Genomic DNA, 16,532 nt, shown 5'->3' with positions numbered 1-16,532 from the left:
CTTTCCTCTTTCAGAGTCAACCCGTTATTTCAGGATTTTTTCTCTTCAACCGACCGGGCTGTTTGTGAAGTGATTCACATCCGCCGTGTCGATGGAGGCGCATTATAGGGAGTTCGCGAACGACCGCAACCGAAAAGTTGCAAAAAAATGACTGACTGCTGCATTCCCCAGCAAACCCCCGCCTTATACCCATTTATGCACAAAGTTATCCACAATTCTGCACGGATCCCAATGCGATCCCACGAACTGAGCGGGAAGATCAACTATACTGGCGGCAAATACTCTTCTCTGTGCAGGCCGCTTCATGACCACACAACGCCTCACCCGTGACTGGCGTCTCCCTACCGCTGGGTTGATGCTGCTGGCAATTCTCTTTGCCGGTTTTACCCTGCATGCGCACTGGAACGCCTTTATCCAGTGGTGTCTTGCCACGCAAATTACCCTGCACCGCTATCTGGTGATGTACCTGCTGCAGCTGAATAACCACCAGTACAGCGGCGGATTATGGCTGTTAACGGGGGCTTTCCTTTATGGCGTACTCCACGCCATTGGCCCCGGGCACGGAAAATTCATTGTGACGACCTATCTGACTACCAATAAGGAAAGCGAGCTGGCCGCCCGGGTCGTCCCTTTCCTGGGCAGCCTGATGCAGGGCGTCAGCGCCATTCTGTTTGTCTTTATCCTGGCGGTAGGGTTTAACCTCGCCTCAGGGGATATCAGTACCAGCCGCTGGTTTGTGGAGAAGGTCAGCGCAGTGCTTATTGGCGCATTCGGCGCATTTGTCATTTACCAGGCGCTGAAGAGCCTGCGCCCGCGCAGGATGTCTGTCTCTGCCATTAAGCCGCTTCATCAGCACGACGAACACTGTGGCTGCGGTCATCACGGCGTAGGTGCAGAACTGACGCAGGGCGACTGGAAAACCCGTCTGGGCGTGATACTGGCGATTGGCGCACGCCCGTGCAGCGGGGCGATTATGATTCTGATGTTTTCGAACGCGCTGGGCATTGTTACCTGGGGGATGGCCGCAGTCATGACCATGTCGCTGGGAACCGCTCTTTCTATTATGGGGCTTTCACTGGCTGTACGTTACGCCCGCGAACGCACGGTGGCCTGGTTCGGAGAAAGCGCCTCGTTAAAATGGCTGGTGCCGACCGTCAAAATAGCCGGAGGGATAGTCCTGATCCTGTTCGCGACGGTGCTGTTCCTGACGGTGGTCCCCATCAGCGCCAATGGCGACTACATCGCCGCAGGATGCTAATAAAAGAAAACCCGCCAGCGGCGGGTTTTTTGTTACTCATTGATGCGTGGATGCTGATCCACCAGTCGAGAACGTTTTTTCTGCAGCTCTTCAATCTCGGCGTCAATATCCTCAATCTTCTGCTCTACATTATCGTAGTGCTCACGGAGGATCTCTTTCGCTTCCTGGATATCCGATGCCGCAGGCGTTGCGCCTTTCAGAGGGCGATTCGCCGTCTCCTTCATAGTAATACCGGTAATCAAACCAATCACCGCGATCACCATCAGGTAATAAGCAGGCATCATCAGGTTCTGCGTGCTCTCCACCAGCGAGGCGGCAAGCGTCGGGGTCAGACCGGCAATCAACACCGAGATGTTAAAGGCCGCGGCCAGCGCGCTGTAGCGAATATGGGTCGGGAACATCGCGGGCAGCGTTGAGGCCATCACCCCGATAAAGCAGTTAAGGATCACCGCCAGCATCAGCAGACCGGCAAAAATCAGCCCCAGTACATTACTGTTGATCAGAATAAATGCCGGGATGGCGAGGGCAAACAGCGCAACGCTTCCCAGAATAATGAACGGTCGACGACCAAAGCGGTCACTCAACAGGCCCATAATCGGCTGCACAAACAGCATACCCACCATGATGGCGATAATGATCAGCACACCGTGATCTTCCGAGTAGTGCAGGTTATGCGACAGATAGCTCGGCATGTAGGTCAGCAGCATGTAATAGGTCACGTTGGTGGAGATCACCAGACCGATACAGACCAGCAGGCTTCGCCAGTGCTTAGTGGCAATCTCTTTGAACGATACCTTCGGACCGTCCTGCAGCCCTTCGCGGTCACCCTGCTCCAGCTTATCAACGTGCTGCTGGAACGCAGGCGTCTCTTCAAGCGCATGACGCAGGTAGAGGCCAATGATCCCCAGCGGCAGTGCCAGGAAGAATGGTATACGCCAGCCCCAGTCGAGGAAGTTCTCTTCCCCCACTACGGTTGAAATCAGGACCACCACACCCGCGCCCAGGACAAAACCGGCAATGGAGCCGAAGTCCAGCCAGCTTCCCATAAACCCGCGCTTACGGTCAGGAGAATACTCGGCAACGAAGATCGAGGCGCCAGTATATTCACCGCCCACGGAGAAGCCCTGTGCCATCTTACAGATCAGCAGCAGAATCGGTGCCCAAATGCCGATAGTGGCGTAAGACGGTATAAGACCGATACAGAATGTACTGATCGACATAATGACGATGGTGATAGCCAGGATCTTCTGACGACCATATTTATCACCGAGCATACCGAAGAACAGACCACCCAGCGGGCGAATCAGGAAGGGAACGGAGAACGTACCCAGTGCCGCAATCATCTGCAGGCTGGGATCGGCCCCGGGGAAAAACACTTTACCTAACGCATAGGCCACAAAGCCGTAGACACCAAAATCGAACCATTCCATCGCATTACCGAGCGAGGCTGCGGTAATCGCTTTACGCAGTTTGGCGTCATCAATAATGGTGACGTCGCGAAGCGTGATGGGTTTAATCTTTTTCCTTCTCAGCATAGCTATCCTCGTTGACTCGGCCCTGTCTGTTTCACAGTCCAGCGTGCGTTCTGTGAACCATGGGATCCGCTCCATGCGAATCGCCTTATTCAAGCGTAGCAGGTTTACTTACATTGACGTTTTACGTCGATACAACCGAACCTGTTGACGCCTGCCTGGGCAGTTAATGACCTTTTTACCCTACCAGCGTTTATATTTGTGATCAACTTCACACATATTTAAGCTTCAGGTCAACTCAGTCCAGTATTTGTCAATCAGTGCAAATAAGCCCTTTCTCATCCCCGCCTCATGAGCTCTCTCACGCACGTTATGAGTTCTTTCGCAACAAAAAAACAAACCACGTTTACTCACATTCAATTTACATAAATTTTCTTCATCATGAAGCCGCCGATAGTTTTACATTGAATATGTGACAAAGATAACTAAAACGATGTTTTATTTTGATTGAATCAATATTCCAATGATCGCATGATAAATCCGAATACAGCATTCCATGTGTTTTCCAATGAAGTTAATCGAGAGAAAACATTTATTTTCCTGGCGGGATTATCGAGAAACGCCACTCAAAAACAAATGCCAATTAATTGAATTTATTGACTAATTTTTAACACCGAACGCCCGTCCTGCGGGGTCAGATGTGAGGATTGTCCATGAAGATTAAAGCCACGATAGAACGCATACCCGGCGGTATGATGCTGGTTCCGCTGGTGCTGGGCGCCATCCTGAATACCCTTGCCCCTGATACCGGGGCTTATTTTGGTGGTTTCACAAAAGGCATGATAACGGGCACGGTTCCAATTCTTGCCGTCTGGTTTTTTTGTATCGGTGCATCCATTAATTTGCGGGCGACCGGTACCGTATTACGGAAATCCGGCACGCTGGTAATAACCAAAATAGCGGTAGCCTGGGCGGTGGCAATGATATGCGCGATGTTCATCCCGGAGAATGGAATTCAGACCGGGTTCTTCGCGGGGTTATCGGTGCTGGCGATTGTCTCCGCGATGGATATGACTAACGGCGGATTGTACGCCAGCCTGATGAACCAGTACGGGACGAAAGAAGAGTCCGGCGCATTTGTCTTGATGTCTCTCGAATCAGGCCCGCTAATGACGATGCTGATCCTGGGGTCTGCTGGCCTGGCCTCTTTTGAACCCCACCACTTTGTCGGCGCAATCCTGCCCTTCCTGATCGGCTTTGCCCTTGGCAACCTCGATCACGATCTGCGTGATTTCTTCAGCAAAGCCACGCCGGTGCTGATCCCGTTCTTCGGCTTTGCGCTGGGGAACACCATCAACCTGAAGGTTATCCTTGATACCGGCCTGCTGGGTATTGTGCTGGGTGTCGCCGTAATCGTCATTACCGGTATTCCGCTGATTGTTGCCGACCGCGTGATCGGGGGAGGAAACGGCACGGCGGGCGTCGCCGCCTCTTCAGCCGCAGGCGCTGCCGTCGCCAACCCGGTGATTATTGCCCAGATTAACCCGGCCTTCGAACCGGTAGCCGCTTCAGCGACGGCGCTGGTTGCCGCCAGCGTGATTGTCACTGCGCTACTGGTGCCGATCATCACGGCGCTATATGCGAAACGCTACGCCAATGCCCCCGAGCAAAATATCGAACGAAAAGCGGTCGAACTCCGCCATTAACACACCGCACCAAACCCTCCCCTCTTCCCTGCGGGGAGAGGGTGAGGGGTAAGGGATTTACCCAAAAATCTCTTCCACCATCCCGTCCACCAGCCGTTTTGCCGAACAGAGCCTCGGCATCCCCAGTGCGACGGTCTGCCAGTTTTGCGTCACTGACCAGCTCACCGGATGCTTATCCGCCTGACACCAGTCCCCCAGCCAGCCCAGCATGTCTTTATGATCGATCGATCCGGGAGAAGCAGGCGCAGTCAGCCACTGGTGATAAAAATGGCGGGTCGTGGGTGAGGCATTAATGCCCTGCGCCAGATAGTTAGCCGCCATGCTGCGCAGGTTATCCTTAAGCATGGCCGCCACATCTTCTTTCGCGAGGCGGCATGCGTCGCCAAATGCTCCCCAGCGCAGTTCTTCCAGAACGATAAAACAGCGCCCGGCCAGCGACCAGCCATCATAATGTCCGGCCCGCCAGCGGGTAAAAATTTGCTCGCTGTGCTCACCCGCCTGCACCGTTAGCCCGCGCTGGGTCAGCGCCTTTTCTTTCCAGGCTGCGCGTTGGGTAAAATGAGACACGAGATCGGCGTACTGCTGCGTCAGTCCGGGAGACTGCAGGGTGCGCGGGTGAGTCTGCTGACGCAGCGCAATCAGCTTCTCTGCCATCAGCGTCAGCGCGAGATGGCCCGGATCAAGCATCCCGGCCAGCTTTTCCGCCAGCCCCAGGCGCAGCGCCGCATTTTCATTGAGCATCCCCGCCATCGCCCAGGGGCGTAGCCGGGTATGCGTCATGATTTCCTGCGTCAAACGCTCGCGAAACTGCAGCTGCTGTGGTCCCAGGCGAGGATGACGCGCCGCGTCTCCCCCCTGCACCAGATCGACCATAAATTTTGGATTAATACACTCCAGCGTTCGCCCGGGGCCGTCCAGTAGTGGTGTTGTCATGGTTGCTCTGCCGCGAATAGAGTTTGAATATCATCGCGTAACAGTCGGGTATCTTCCTGTATCCACGTCGCAGTAGTGATGCTTTGCTTCAACAACTGGCAGAGCGCTCGGGTTGAGTGCTCATTTTGCTGACGCACTGCGAGGCTATCACGCAAGCTTTCCTGTAACCCGGTCAGGCACAACGAAAATTCTGCAAAGAACGTCGCCATTCCTGCCGTAACAGAGACATCGACCTGCGCGGACAAAGCTTTACGTATTTGTTCACAAAACTGATCAATATGTTGCTTAAATTTGTCATGTAGCTGCGCAATGTCGATAACATAGCGCGTGCGCGTTTCCACATACTCGTCCCAGCCCCAGCCAGGATTATTGAGCCAGCGAGAGACCGTTTCGCGCATGCTGCTCCCGCCGGAAGGCGGGGCGGCCTGGCTGTCGTCCTGCGCAATCGCATCGTTAAACAGCGCTCGCGTATTGAAGTTAAGCTGGCTTGCCTGAAACGCCGGGAAGCTGATCCGCGCCCGAAAACCCGCATGGCTCAGATGCTCTTTAATACGCGTTTCGATGGGACGCATGGCTTCGTTAAGAGAACGCGCCAGCGTGGACTCCAGCTGATCGAAGCGTAACGCCAGCTCACGGCCGATCTTCGTCTGGGCATCCAGCATCACCCGCTCGCAGGAAGCGCGTAATTTACTCAGCGCAATCTGCGCCTGCCTTTCATCGTCCAGCACCAGCTGCTTCACCCTCTCACCGCGAAGTTGCTGCCGTTCGGTGCCTGCCGAATCAAGAATCGGGGGCGTGCTGAACACCTGGTCAATCGCCTGGTGAAGCGCGGTTTTTTGGGAGCCCATAAAGTCCGCGGTGGCGTTCAGCGCTTCCTCAACCTCGTGTTTCACCTCATCGCTCACCACGCGCTGACGCGTCTGCAAAAGCGCCATGTCCTCTTCCAGACGTGCGATATTCAGCTCCAGCGCCTCAAAGGCCACCGTCAGCCCCTGATAGCGGAAATCGAGATACTCGCGGGCGTTTTGCGCGTAGTTAAGAAGCTTATGCGAGGCTGAACGCAGCGCGTAGAGCGAGGCATTGGCATAGGCGGCGTAAATCAGTTTCCGTATCGGTTGCTCGAAGAGCGAATCTTCCCAGAGCAAATCGGCAGAATGTCGGATATGGTCGATATCGTCCAGATCCGCCGTACGCCAGCGACGTCCGAGTGCGGCTTCGGCAAAATCCTGCACCCAGGGTTGCTCCTGATGATCCGGCAGTCGTCCATGCGAACTTAGCTCATAGCGCGCGCGGTTCGCCAGATACGCCCACATGGACGACACGGGGTAAATCTGACCAGGCGAAATATTGCCTTTCATTAAGGTGCCGGAGATCATCGCCCGAATCTGTTCTTCATCATCGCTATTGCGATCTTTCTGATCGAATTTATTGACCAGCGCATACAGCGGCACCGATTTTCCCGCCGCGGAAATCGCCTGACGGACTTCTTCATCAGAAATGGATTTAAGCTGGGTATAATCCATCACGGCCAGTACCGCCGATGCGCGGGACAACTGCTCGCTGAGCATTTTTTGCAGATGCGGCTGTCCGGCCTCGTTCGGCCCGGGCGTATCGAGCAGCGTCAGCTGCCCGAGGTGGGCATCCAGGCCCGCAAGATGCACGAACTCCACTTCAATGACCGGGATATGTTCAATAGCCGTATATTCAGAGAACGGAAACTCCACACCCAGCGCCTGGGAAAGTCTCACCAGATCGTTGAGGCTTTTCAGACAATGAAATATCGGCTGCGCGCCCAGGTGATGCTTCTCAAACGCTTCCCCTTTTTCAATGCGCTCCAGCAGCGTATTCATGTCTTTATCAATTTCCAGACGCTGAGCCAGCTTCCCGCGGTCGTAATCACAGAGCTGTTTCTGAAGCAGTTGGATCAATTCATCAATCGGGGAGGCATGAGAGAAATGCAGCACCGGCTCCTTCTGGCCCGGCGTGTGGCGAATCAACGTCGGAAGCGCCGTCATTGGACGATTGCGGTTCGGCAACACTTCGGTACCCACAATCGCATTAATGGTGGTCGATTTCCCCGCTTTCATGGTGCCAACAATGGCCAGGACCATTTCCAGCCGGGTTATTTTGCGTAATTCATTATTCAGCATCGCCTGCTGGGCGTCGACACCGCGCGCGCTAAAATGCAAAGGTAAAACGTTGTTTGTTTCGCCAGTAATAGCAGCCTCTGTGCTCTCCAGCATCTCAGTGGGCATTGATTTCAACGTATCAAGATTTTGCAGGGCAAGCTGTAACAAACGCTCGGCTTCCTGGCTTAATTCAAAAATGGTCTGTGTGTGCATGATAAAAGCCTTTCCTTAACGCAAATTTATTACTTTTATTAAGCCACTGGTTTTAATTATGTTGTTCAGGCTTATATGATCACGTGTGGAAAACATGTTCGCCGAAATATAACTGATTGAAGATAATCAGGAATAATTCCCTATCCTTGCATGGCGTGTAGAACTCTTCTCCAGGCCTGATAGCCAAAAGAAAAAAGCGTAGCCCATTTTTAAGAAACTTCAGGATATATCACCATTATTTACCCACCTAAAAAGAGAGGTAATGCACCACTGCCATAAGATATGTATGGCAGCAAAGTCCGGAGATAAATAACAATGTGTCGCTTCACCTTATCCGAAATGGCAGAGCGTAGCAATTTGCTGCAATAAAATATTCGATATATTTATCGTCATTTCTTCCCACCGTGTTAATGGACATAAGCTTCGCGTAACTGACTGACAGAACGTGTCACTCCCGATACGCTTTTTAGCTTTTTTAATTCACAATATCACCGACAACGGTGTGGATTTGCGCTATACTTGCCGCCTTTTTCGGCACCCTGCCGTCATTTAGCTGGCACTTTCCAGCGCGTTTACACTTTCGAGGATACCGATATGTCTCTCCCACACTGCCCAAAATGCAATTCTGAATACACCTATGAAGATAATGGCATGTTCATCTGCCCGGAATGCGCTCATGAATGGAATGATGCCGAGCCGGCTCAGGATGCTGATGCGCTCATCGTAAAAGATGCGAACGGCAATCTGCTGGCAGACGGTGACAGCGTTACCGTCGTTAAGGACCTGAAGGTGAAAGGCAGTTCTTCTATGCTGAAAATCGGCACCAAAGTGAAGAATATCCGTCTGGTTGAAGGCGATCACAATATCGACTGCAAAATTGACGGCTTCGGTCCAATGAAACTGAAATCTGAGTTCGTGAAAAAGAACTGATTTTTCACCTGTACGCCCGGTAAGCGAAGCGCCTCCGGGCGCTTTTGCCGGATGCGCTACGCTTATCCGGCCTACAAAAAAAGAACTAAACTTAACGGGCTTTTCTTACGTGAGGTAAAGATTATGCCGTTAAGTCCCTACATCTCTTTCGCCGGCAACTGCGCTGAGGCCACCGCCTTTTACCAGCAAGCCGTCGGCGCAGAACTTCTCTATAAAATTACCTTCGGCGAAATGCCAAAAAGCGATAACAGCGAAGAAGGCTGTCCGTCCGGTATGCAGTTTCCGGATTCGGCTATCGCCCACTCCAACGTCCGCATTGCGGGCAGCGATATCATGATGAGCGACGGGATGCCGCCCGGCAGCAACGCGCAGTACGCGGGCTTTACGCTGGTTCTCGACACCCAGGACGTCAATGAAGGCAAGCGCTGGTTCGACAACCTCGCCGCGGGCGGGAACATCGACATGGCGTGGCAGGAGACCTTCTGGGCGCACGGTTTCGGTAAAGTCACCGACCAATACGGCGTGCCGTGGATGATTAACGTCGTCAAGCAACAAACGTCGTAGGCAGGACACGCGCAGCGCATCCGCCCACAGCGCCGGTGGCGCTGCGCTGACCGGGCCTACGGTGATTGTCATCAAACTCCGCTCAACTCTTCAAACTCCCGCAACCTGCACTTAACCCAAATGTCACATTGATGCGCCAGCATGAGGCCACATTTATCGTGAGGCCCCGCACATGCAAACTGTCATCCGCGTCGAGAAACTGAGCAAGACCTTCAATCATAACAAGGCTCTGCATGCCGTTGATCTGACCGTCCGGCAGGGCGACATGGTGGCGCTTCTCGGGCCTTCTGGCTCGGGTAAATCCACCCTTCTGCGCCATTTGAGCGGGCTTATCACCGGCGATAAAACGCCGGAAAGCCATGTCGAGCTGCTGGGCAATACCGTGCAGCGCGCGGGGCGTCTGGCGAGCGATATCCGCAAGAGCCGCGCCCAGACGGGCTGCATCTTCCAGCAGTTCAACCTGGTAAACCGCCTGACGGTGCTGGAGAACGTGCTGATTGGCGCGCTCGGCAGCACCCCGTTCTGGCGCACCTGTCTGCGCTGGTTCACCCCTTCCCAGAAGCAGGAAGCTTTACAGGCGCTGACCCGCGTCGGCATGGCGCATTTCGCCCACCAGCGCGTCTCCACCCTGTCCGGCGGGCAGCAGCAGCGCGTGGCGATTGCGCGCGCGCTGATGCAAAAAGCGCAAATCATTCTTGCTGACGAACCCATCGCCTCGCTGGACCCGGAGTCCGCCCGCATCGTGATGGAGACCCTGCGCGACATTAACCAGAACGACGGCATTACCGTGGTGGTCACGCTCCATCAGGTGGATTACGCCCTGCGCTACTGCGAACGCATCGTCGCCCTGCGTCAGGGGCACGTGTTCTTTGATGGCGCGAGCCATCAGTTTGATAACGAACGTTTTGACCATCTCTACCGCAGCATTAACCGCGTCGAAGAGAACGCGCAGGCTGCTTAATTAAACCCGATCCGAGGAAAGTACATGAGCTACAAAGCCGTTGCCGCGCTGGCCTTTACCAGCATGTTCAGCCTCAGCACCCTGTTAAGCCCGGCGTATGCACAAGAGCAGGAAAAAGCGCTGAACTTCGGCATTATTTCGACGGAATCACAGCGAAACCTGAAACCTCAGTGGGAACCGTTCCTGAAAGATATGGAAACCAAGCTGGGGATCAAAGTGAACGCCTTCTTCGCCCCGGACTACGCGGGCATCATCCAGGGGATGCGCTTTAATAAAGTGGACATCGCCTGGTACGGCAACCTCTCCGCCATGGAAGCGGTGGACCGCGCGAACGGCCAGGTCTTTGCCCAGACCGTCGCGGCAGATGGCTCCCCGGGCTACTGGAGCGTACTGATCGTCAACAAAGACAGCCCGATCAACAACCTCAACGACATGCTCGCCAAACGCAAAGAGCTGACTTTCGGCAACGGCGATCCGAACTCCACCTCGGGTTACCTGGTCCCTGGCTACTACGTCTTCGCCAAAAACAACGCCTCCGCCAGCGACTTTAAGCGCACGGTAAACGCCAGCCATGAAACCAACGCTCTGGCCGTGGCCAACAAGCAGGTGGACGTTGCCACCAACAACACCGAGAACCTCGACAAGCTGAAGACCTCCGCCCCGGACAAGCTGAAAGAGCTGAAGGTTATCTGGAAATCCCCGCTGATCCCCGGCGACCCGATAGTGTGGCGTAAAAACCTGTCCGAAAGCACCAAGGACAAGGTGTACGACTTCTTTATGACCTACGGCAAAACGCCGGAAGAGAAAGCAGTTCTGGAACGTCTGGGCTGGGCACCGTTCCGCCCGTCAAGCGACCTGCAGCTGGTGCCGATTCGCCAGCTGGCGCTGTTTAAAGAGATGCAGGGCGTGAAGGACAACAAAGGCCTGAAGGACGAGGAGAAGACCAGCAAAGTGGCCGCGATTCAGGCCCAGCTTGAAGACCTCGACCGCCTGACCGCCGCGCTCGGCGCGATGACCAGCGTGAATAAAGCGGTGCAGTAACGCTTTTCGCCCGGTGGCGCTGCGCTTACCGGGCCTACATTTTGGATCGTAGGCCGGATAAGCGTAGCGCCATCCGGCACACAAAGACCTGCGGAGTTACACATGCAAACCATCACCCTCCCGCCGCCGAAGCGCAGCTGGTTCTCGCTCATAAGCTGGGCCATCCTGCTGGCGGTGCTGGTTATCTCCTGGAAGGGCGCGGAAATGGATCCGCTGCTGCTCTTCAAAGACGCGGGCAATATGGCGACCTTCGCTGCCGACTTCTTCCCGCCGGACTTCAGCCAGTGGCAGGACTACCTCAGTGAAATGGCGGTCACCCTGCAAATCGCCGTCTGGGGCACCGCGCTGGCCGTTATTCTCTCCATTCCGTTTGGCCTGATGAGCGCTGAAAACATCGTGCCGTGGTGGGTATACCAGCCCATGCGCCGCCTGATGGACGCCTGTCGTGCGATCAACGAAATGGTCTTTGCGATGCTGTTCGTGGTCGCCGTCGGCCTCGGTCCGTTCGCGGGCGTCATGGCGCTGTTCATTCACACCACCGGCGTGCTCTCCAAGCTGCTTTCCGAGGCGGTCGAAGCCATCGAGCCCGGTCCGGTGGAAGGCATTCGCGCCACCGGCGCCAATAAAATCGAAGAGATCCTCTACGGCGTCCTGCCGCAGGTGATGCCGCTCCTGATCTCCTACTCCCTGTACCGCTTTGAGTCCAACGTCCGCTCCGCCACCGTCGTCGGCATGGTCGGCGCAGGCGGGATTGGCGTCACCCTGTGGGAAGCGATTCGCGGTTTCCAGTTCCAGCAAACCTGCGCCCTGATGGTGCTCATCATCGTCACCGTCAGCCTGCTGGATTTCCTCTCTCAACGTTTGCGTAAGCACTTCATCTGAGAAGCGAGGCTTTGTTTTCTATGCACTTATCCAGACATCCGACCAGTTACCCCACCCGCTGGCAAGAGATCGCGGCAAAGCTCGAAGTGGAGCTGCGCACGCACTACCGCTGCGGAGACTACCTTCCTGCCGAGCAGCAGCTTGCTGACCGCTATGAGGTGAACCGACACACCCTGCGCCGCGCCATTGACCAGCTGGTCGAGCGCGGCTGGGTCCAGCGCCGTCAGGGCGTGGGCGTGCTGGTGCTGATGCGCCCGTTCGACTACCCGCTTAACGCCCAGGCGCGCTTTAGCCAGAACCTGCTGGATCAGGGCAGCCACCCGACCAGCGAAAAGCTGCTCTCGGTGCTGCGTCCGGCCTCCAGCCACGTGGCGGACGCGCTGGGTATTCAGGAGGGCGACAACGTCATCCACCTGCGCACGCTGCGCCGGGTCAACGGCGTCGCGGTGTGCCAGATCGATCACTACTTCGCGGACCTCACCCTCTGGCCGGTGCTGCAGAATTTCTCCAGCGGATCGCTGCATGATTTTCTCCAGAATGCGACAGGCATTGCGCTGAAACGCACCCAGACGCGCATCAGCGCCCGCCGCGCGCAGGCGAAAGAGAGCAAGGTGCTGGAGATCCCCAATATGGCCCCGCTGCTCTGCGTGCGCACCCTCAACCACCGTGACGGCGAGATCGACGCGACGGAATACTCCGTCAGCCTGACCCGCGCCGACATGATCGAATTCACCATGGAGCACTGAATGCACTTCGACACCGCCACCCGACAGCGCTGGATGCGCGTGCTGGCCCACAGCCAGCCTGCTGCGCTCTCTGCCCGCATGAACGCCCTTGCCCTGGCTCCCGGGTACGACCTCCTCCGCGCGCCGGAGATCGGCCTCGTTCAGATCCAGGCGCGCATGGGCGGTACCGGCGCGCGCTTCTTCGCCGGGGACGCCACCCTCACCCGCGCCGCGATCCGCCTGCACAGCGGCACGCTGGGCTACGGCTACGTGCTGGGGCGTGATAAAGCGCACGCCGAGCGCTGCGCGGTCATCGACGCCCTTTTGCAGGAACCCCCGCATTTCCAGACGCTGATGGAAACCCTTATTTCCCCGCTGGAGGCCGACCGCGCCGCACGTCTTGCCGCGCGTCAGGCCGAAGTGAATACCAGCCGGGTCGACTTCTTTACGCTCGTTCGCGGAGACAACGCATGACGCTTCAACCTGCTTTTACCCTGGCCGTCCAGGATGCCCAACACAGTTTTCGTCGCCTGCTGAAGGCCATGAGCGAGCCGGGCGTGATTGTCTCGCTGCACCAGCTCTCTCAGGGCTGGCTGCCGCTGAACCTGGCGACAACCAGCTTGCTGCTCACGCTTGCCGATAACGATACCCCGGTATGGCTTTCGGGCGCGCTGTCGAACGATATCGCCAACCAGAACCTGCGTTTTCACACCGGCGCCCCGCTTGTTGAACAGCCGCAGCAGGCAATCTTTGCCGTGGCCGACGAACAAATCAGCCATGAACAGCTGAATGCCCTGAGCGAAGGCACCGCCGTCGCCCCGGAAACCAGCGCCACGCTGATTTTGCAGGTCGCCAGCCTGAGCGGCGGCCGTATGCTGCGCCTGACGGGCGCAGGCATCGCCGACGAGCGCATGGTCGCGCCGCAGCTGCCGGAGTGCATCATTCACGAGCTGACCGAGCGCCCGCACCCGTTCCCGCTGGGCATTGACCTGATCCTGACCTGCGGCGAGCGCCTGCTGGCCATCCCGCGGACCACCCACGTGGAGGTGTGCTGATGTACGTTGCCGTCAAAGGGGGCGAGAAGGCCATCGCCGCCGCCCATGCGCTGCAGGCGCACAGACGACGGGGTGATGAACAGCTTCCTGAGCTGAGCGTCGCCCAGATTGAGCAGCAGCTAAACCTCGCCGTCGATCGGGTGATGACCGAGGGCGGCATCGCCGACCGCGAGCTGGCGGCGCTGGCCCTCAAGCAGGCCAGCGGCGATAACGTGGAAGCCATCTTCCTGCTGCGCGCCTACCGCACCACGCTGGCGAAGCTGGCGGTCAGCGAACCCATCAACACGGCGGAGATGCGCCTGGAGCGCCGCATTTCTGCCGTTTATAAAGACATTCCCGGCGGCCAGCGGCTCGGCCCTACCTATGACTACACCCATCGCCTGCTGGATTTTACCCTGCTGGCGAACGGCGAGGCGCCACGACTCAGTACCTCTGACGCCGAACAGGAACCGTCTCCGCACGTCTTCAGCCTGCTGGCGAAACAGGGCCTGGCGAAGGCGGAAGAGGACTCCGGCGCGCAGCCGGATGACATCACCCGCACGCCGCCGGTTTACCCGTGCTCGCGCTCGTCCCGCCTGCAGCAGCTGATGCGCGGCGACGAGGGCTATCTGCTGGCGCTGGCCTACTCCACCCAGCGTGGCTACGGGCGCAACCACCCGTTTGCCGCCGAAATTCGCAGCGGCTATATCGACGTCGAAATCGTGCCGGAAGAGCTGGGTTTTGCCGTAAACGTCGGCGAACTGCTGATGACCGAGTGTGAAATGGTGAACGGTTTTGTCGCGCCCGAAAATGAAGACCCGCACTTTACCCGCGGCTACGGGCTGGTGTTTGGCCTCGGCGAACGCAAGGCGATGGCCATGGCGCTGGTCGACCGCGCCCTGCAGGCACCGGACTACGGCGAGCACGTTGCTGGCCCGGCGCAGGACGAAGAGTTTGTGCTGGCCCACGCGGATAACGTCGAGGCCGCGGGCTTCGTCTCGCACCTCAAGCTGCCGCACTACGTCGATTTCCAGGCCGAACTGGAACTGCTGAAACGCCTGCAACGGGAGCGCAAACATGGCTAACTTAAGCGGCTACAACTTTGCCTATCTGGACGAGCAAACCAAACGCATGATCCGGCGCGCCATCTTAAAAGCGGTGGCGATTCCTGGCTATCAGGTGCCGTTCGGCGGCCGCGAAATGCCGATGCCCTACGGCTGGGGGACGGGCGGCATCCAGATTACCGCCAGCGTGATCGGCGAGGCGGACGTGCTGAAGGTCATCGACCAGGGCGCTGACGACACCACCAACGCCGTATCGATCCGCACCTTCTTTCAGCGGGTAACGGGCGTCGCGACCACCGAAAAAACCGAAGACGCGACGCTGATCCAGACCCGCCACCGCATTCCGGAAACCCCGCTCACGGAAGATCAGATTTTGATTTTTCAGGTGCCGATCCCGGAGCCGCTGCGCTTTATCGAGCCGCGCGAAACCGAAACCCGCACCATGCACGCGCTGGAAGAGTACGGCGTGATGCAGGTGAAGCTTTATGAAGATATCGCCCGCTTCGGCCATATCGCTACCACCTACGCCTACCCGGTGAAGGTGAACGGCCGCTACGTAATGGATCCGTCGCCGATCCCGAAATTCGATAATCCGAAGATGGACATGATGCCTGCCCTGCAGCTGTTCGGTGCCGGACGTGAAAAACGCATCTACGCCGTCCCGCCCTACACGCGTGTCGAAAGCCTGGATTTCGACGATCACCCGTTTACGGTGCAGGAGTGGGACGAGCCGTGCGCCATCTGCGGATCCAAACACAGCTACCTGGACGAAGTGGTGCTGGACGACACGGGCAAACGGATGTTTGTCTGCTCCGACACCGATTTCTGCCGCCAACAGAGCGAGGCGAACGGCCAATGAAACCGCTGCTTTCGGTAAATCACCTGACCCACCTGTATGCGCCGGGCAAAGGCTTCAGCGACGTGTCGTTCGAGCTGTGGCCGGGCGAAGTGCTGGGGATCGTCGGCGAGTCCGGCTCCGGCAAAACCACTCTGCTGAAATCCATCTCCGCGCGCCTGACGCCGCAGAACGGCGACATTTTGTATGAGGGCGCCTCGCTCTACGGCATGAGCGAGGCCGAGCGCCGCCGCCTGCCGCGCACCGAGTGGGGCGTGGTGCACCAGCACCCGATGGACGGCCTGCGCCGTCAGGTCTCTGCCGGAGGCAATATCGGCGAACGCCTGATGGCCACCGGCGCGCGCCACTACGGCAACATCCGCGCTACGGCGCAACACTGGCTGGAAGAAGTGGAAATCCCCGCCTCGCGCATCGACGACCTGCCGACAACCTTCTCCGGCGGCATGCAGCAGCGTTTACAGATTGCCCGCAATCTCGTCACCCATCCGAAGCTGGTGTTTATGGATGAACCCACCGGTGGGCTGGACGTCTCGGTGCAGGCCCGCCTGCTCGACCTGCTGCGCGGCCTGGTGGTAGAGCTGAACCTGGCAGTGGTGATTGTCACCCACGATTTGGGCGTCGCGCGCCTGCTGGCGGACCGCCTGCTGGTAATGAAGCAGGGTCAGGTGGTGGAAAGTGGGTTAACCGACCGCGTGCTCGACGATCCCCATCATCCGTACACCCAGCTTCTGGTGTCGTCCGTGTTGCAGAACTGAGGGGCTGTT

General features: G+C 57.2%; 16 protein-coding genes. 13 read left to right on the top strand and 3 right to left on the bottom strand.

The window, feature by feature from the left end:
* The first annotated feature begins 304 nt into the window (after window positions 1-304).
* A complete protein-coding gene (locus FHC48_RS14970; RefSeq protein ID WP_023345290.1) occupies window positions 305-1,258 on the top strand; it encodes a nickel/cobalt transporter in 954 nt (317 codons plus the stop codon).
* Between the two features lie 32 nt (window positions 1,259-1,290).
* Here the strand turns inward: FHC48_RS14970 and proP are convergent, their stop codons facing one another.
* Window positions 1,291-2,793, bottom strand: coding sequence for a glycine betaine/L-proline transporter ProP (gene proP / locus FHC48_RS14965; RefSeq protein ID WP_008500072.1), 1,503 nt, complete (start codon window positions 2,791-2,793; stop codon window positions 1,291-1,293).
* A 650-nt stretch (window positions 2,794-3,443) separates the two neighbouring features.
* On the opposite strand from proP, the gene kdgT reads away from it, so the two are divergent.
* Window positions 3,444-4,436 (top strand): 2-keto-3-deoxygluconate transporter, encoded by a 993-nt coding sequence (gene kdgT, locus FHC48_RS14960; protein ID WP_008500071.1) that lies wholly within the window; start codon window positions 3,444-3,446, stop codon window positions 4,434-4,436.
* Between the two features lie 57 nt (window positions 4,437-4,493).
* Here kdgT and FHC48_RS14955 read toward each other — a convergent pair whose 3' ends face one another.
* Complete coding sequence (locus FHC48_RS14955; RefSeq protein WP_008500070.1) at window positions 4,494-5,369, bottom strand: diguanylate cyclase regulator RdcB family protein; 876 nt, start codon at window positions 5,367-5,369, stop codon at window positions 4,494-4,496.
* Window positions 5,366-7,711, bottom strand: a complete 2,346-nt coding sequence (gene crfC / locus FHC48_RS14950) for a clamp-binding protein CrfC (protein WP_023345288.1) — start codon at window positions 7,709-7,711, stop codon at window positions 5,366-5,368. Before crfC ends, FHC48_RS14955 begins: the two co-directional genes overlap by 4 nt.
* 594 nt (window positions 7,712-8,305) lie before the next feature.
* Between crfC and FHC48_RS14945 the strand changes: the two genes are divergently transcribed.
* The 11 genes from FHC48_RS14945 (at window position 8,306) to phnK (ending at window position 16,523) form a co-directional block, all read left to right on the top strand.
* Window positions 8,306-8,641 (top strand): zinc ribbon domain-containing protein YjdM, encoded by a 336-nt coding sequence (locus FHC48_RS14945; RefSeq protein WP_008500067.1) that lies wholly within the window; start codon window positions 8,306-8,308, stop codon window positions 8,639-8,641.
* Between the two features lie 123 nt (window positions 8,642-8,764).
* Entirely contained in the window at window positions 8,765-9,205 is a 441-nt protein-coding gene (gene yjdN, locus FHC48_RS14940) for a VOC family metalloprotein YjdN (protein ID WP_032655320.1), read from the top strand.
* Window positions 9,206-9,377: 172 nt separating this feature from the next.
* Window positions 9,378-10,166 carry a phosphonate ABC transporter ATP-binding protein gene (gene phnC, locus FHC48_RS14935; RefSeq protein ID WP_008500065.1) on the top strand — a complete coding sequence of 263 codons (789 nt, stop codon included), beginning with the start codon at window positions 9,378-9,380 and terminating at the stop codon, window positions 10,164-10,166.
* A 24-nt stretch (window positions 10,167-10,190) separates the two neighbouring features.
* A complete protein-coding gene (gene phnD, locus FHC48_RS14930; RefSeq protein WP_059362615.1) occupies window positions 10,191-11,207 on the top strand; it encodes a phosphonate ABC transporter substrate-binding protein in 1,017 nt (338 codons plus the stop codon).
* Between the two features lie 102 nt (window positions 11,208-11,309).
* Window positions 11,310-12,089, top strand: a complete 780-nt coding sequence (gene phnE, locus FHC48_RS14925; RefSeq protein ID WP_008500063.1) for a phosphonate ABC transporter, permease protein PhnE — start codon at window positions 11,310-11,312, stop codon at window positions 12,087-12,089.
* A gap of 20 nt (window positions 12,090-12,109) precedes the next feature.
* Complete coding sequence (gene phnF / locus FHC48_RS14920; RefSeq protein ID WP_023326523.1) at window positions 12,110-12,835, top strand: phosphonate metabolism transcriptional regulator PhnF; 726 nt, start codon at window positions 12,110-12,112, stop codon at window positions 12,833-12,835.
* A complete protein-coding gene (phnG, locus tag FHC48_RS14915; RefSeq protein WP_059364416.1) occupies window positions 12,836-13,288 on the top strand; it encodes a phosphonate C-P lyase system protein PhnG in 453 nt (150 codons plus the stop codon). It abuts the gene before it with no gap.
* Window positions 13,285-13,869: a phosphonate C-P lyase system protein PhnH gene (gene phnH, locus FHC48_RS14910; RefSeq protein WP_059364418.1), complete on the top strand. Its 585-nt coding sequence runs from the start codon at window positions 13,285-13,287 to the stop codon at window positions 13,867-13,869. Before phnG ends, phnH begins: the two co-directional genes overlap by 4 nt.
* On the top strand, window positions 13,869-14,933 hold the full coding sequence (locus FHC48_RS14905) for a carbon-phosphorus lyase complex subunit PhnI (RefSeq protein ID WP_021242918.1): 1,065 nt from the start codon (window positions 13,869-13,871) through the stop codon (window positions 14,931-14,933). The genes phnH and FHC48_RS14905 overlap by 1 nt, the downstream gene beginning before the upstream one ends.
* On the top strand, window positions 14,926-15,771 hold the full coding sequence (locus FHC48_RS14900) for an alpha-D-ribose 1-methylphosphonate 5-phosphate C-P-lyase PhnJ (protein WP_008500058.1): 846 nt from the start codon (window positions 14,926-14,928) through the stop codon (window positions 15,769-15,771). The genes FHC48_RS14905 and FHC48_RS14900 overlap by 8 nt, the downstream gene beginning before the upstream one ends.
* A complete protein-coding gene (phnK, locus tag FHC48_RS14895) occupies window positions 15,768-16,523 on the top strand; it encodes a phosphonate C-P lyase system protein PhnK (RefSeq protein WP_220418937.1) in 756 nt (251 codons plus the stop codon). Before FHC48_RS14900 ends, phnK begins: the two co-directional genes overlap by 4 nt.
* The last annotated feature ends 9 nt before the right edge of the window (window positions 16,524-16,532 follow it).

The organism is Enterobacter sp. EC_50 (assembly GCF_019584525.1).
Classification (GTDB): Bacteria; Pseudomonadota; Gammaproteobacteria; order Enterobacterales; family Enterobacteriaceae; genus Enterobacter; species Enterobacter roggenkampii.
The sequence above is the reverse complement of the archived record's forward strand: the minus strand, read 5'-3'. Positions and strand labels throughout refer to the sequence as shown.

Coding starts and splice junctions, on each gene's coding strand:
- FHC48_RS14970 (WP_023345290.1), top strand. CDS start 305: ATGACCACACAACGCCTCACCCGTGACTGGCGTCTCCCTACCGCTGGG.
- proP (WP_008500072.1), bottom strand. CDS start 2,793: ATGCTGAGAAGGAAAAAGATTAAACCCATCACGCTTCGCGACGTCACC.
- kdgT (WP_008500071.1), top strand. CDS start 3,444: ATGAAGATTAAAGCCACGATAGAACGCATACCCGGCGGTATGATGCTG.
- FHC48_RS14955 (WP_008500070.1), bottom strand. CDS start 5,369: ATGACAACACCACTACTGGACGGCCCCGGGCGAACGCTGGAGTGTATT.
- crfC (WP_023345288.1), bottom strand. CDS start 7,711: ATGCACACACAGACCATTTTTGAATTAAGCCAGGAAGCCGAGCGTTTG.
- FHC48_RS14945 (WP_008500067.1), top strand. CDS start 8,306: ATGTCTCTCCCACACTGCCCAAAATGCAATTCTGAATACACCTATGAA.
- yjdN (WP_032655320.1), top strand. CDS start 8,765: ATGCCGTTAAGTCCCTACATCTCTTTCGCCGGCAACTGCGCTGAGGCC.
- phnC (WP_008500065.1), top strand. CDS start 9,378: ATGCAAACTGTCATCCGCGTCGAGAAACTGAGCAAGACCTTCAATCAT.
- phnD (WP_059362615.1), top strand. CDS start 10,191: ATGAGCTACAAAGCCGTTGCCGCGCTGGCCTTTACCAGCATGTTCAGC.
- phnE (WP_008500063.1), top strand. CDS start 11,310: ATGCAAACCATCACCCTCCCGCCGCCGAAGCGCAGCTGGTTCTCGCTC.
- phnF (WP_023326523.1), top strand. CDS start 12,110: ATGCACTTATCCAGACATCCGACCAGTTACCCCACCCGCTGGCAAGAG.
- phnG (WP_059364416.1), top strand. CDS start 12,836: ATGCACTTCGACACCGCCACCCGACAGCGCTGGATGCGCGTGCTGGCC.
- phnH (WP_059364418.1), top strand. CDS start 13,285: ATGACGCTTCAACCTGCTTTTACCCTGGCCGTCCAGGATGCCCAACAC.
- FHC48_RS14905 (WP_021242918.1), top strand. CDS start 13,869: ATGTACGTTGCCGTCAAAGGGGGCGAGAAGGCCATCGCCGCCGCCCAT.
- FHC48_RS14900 (WP_008500058.1), top strand. CDS start 14,926: ATGGCTAACTTAAGCGGCTACAACTTTGCCTATCTGGACGAGCAAACC.
- phnK (WP_220418937.1), top strand. CDS start 15,768: ATGAAACCGCTGCTTTCGGTAAATCACCTGACCCACCTGTATGCGCCG.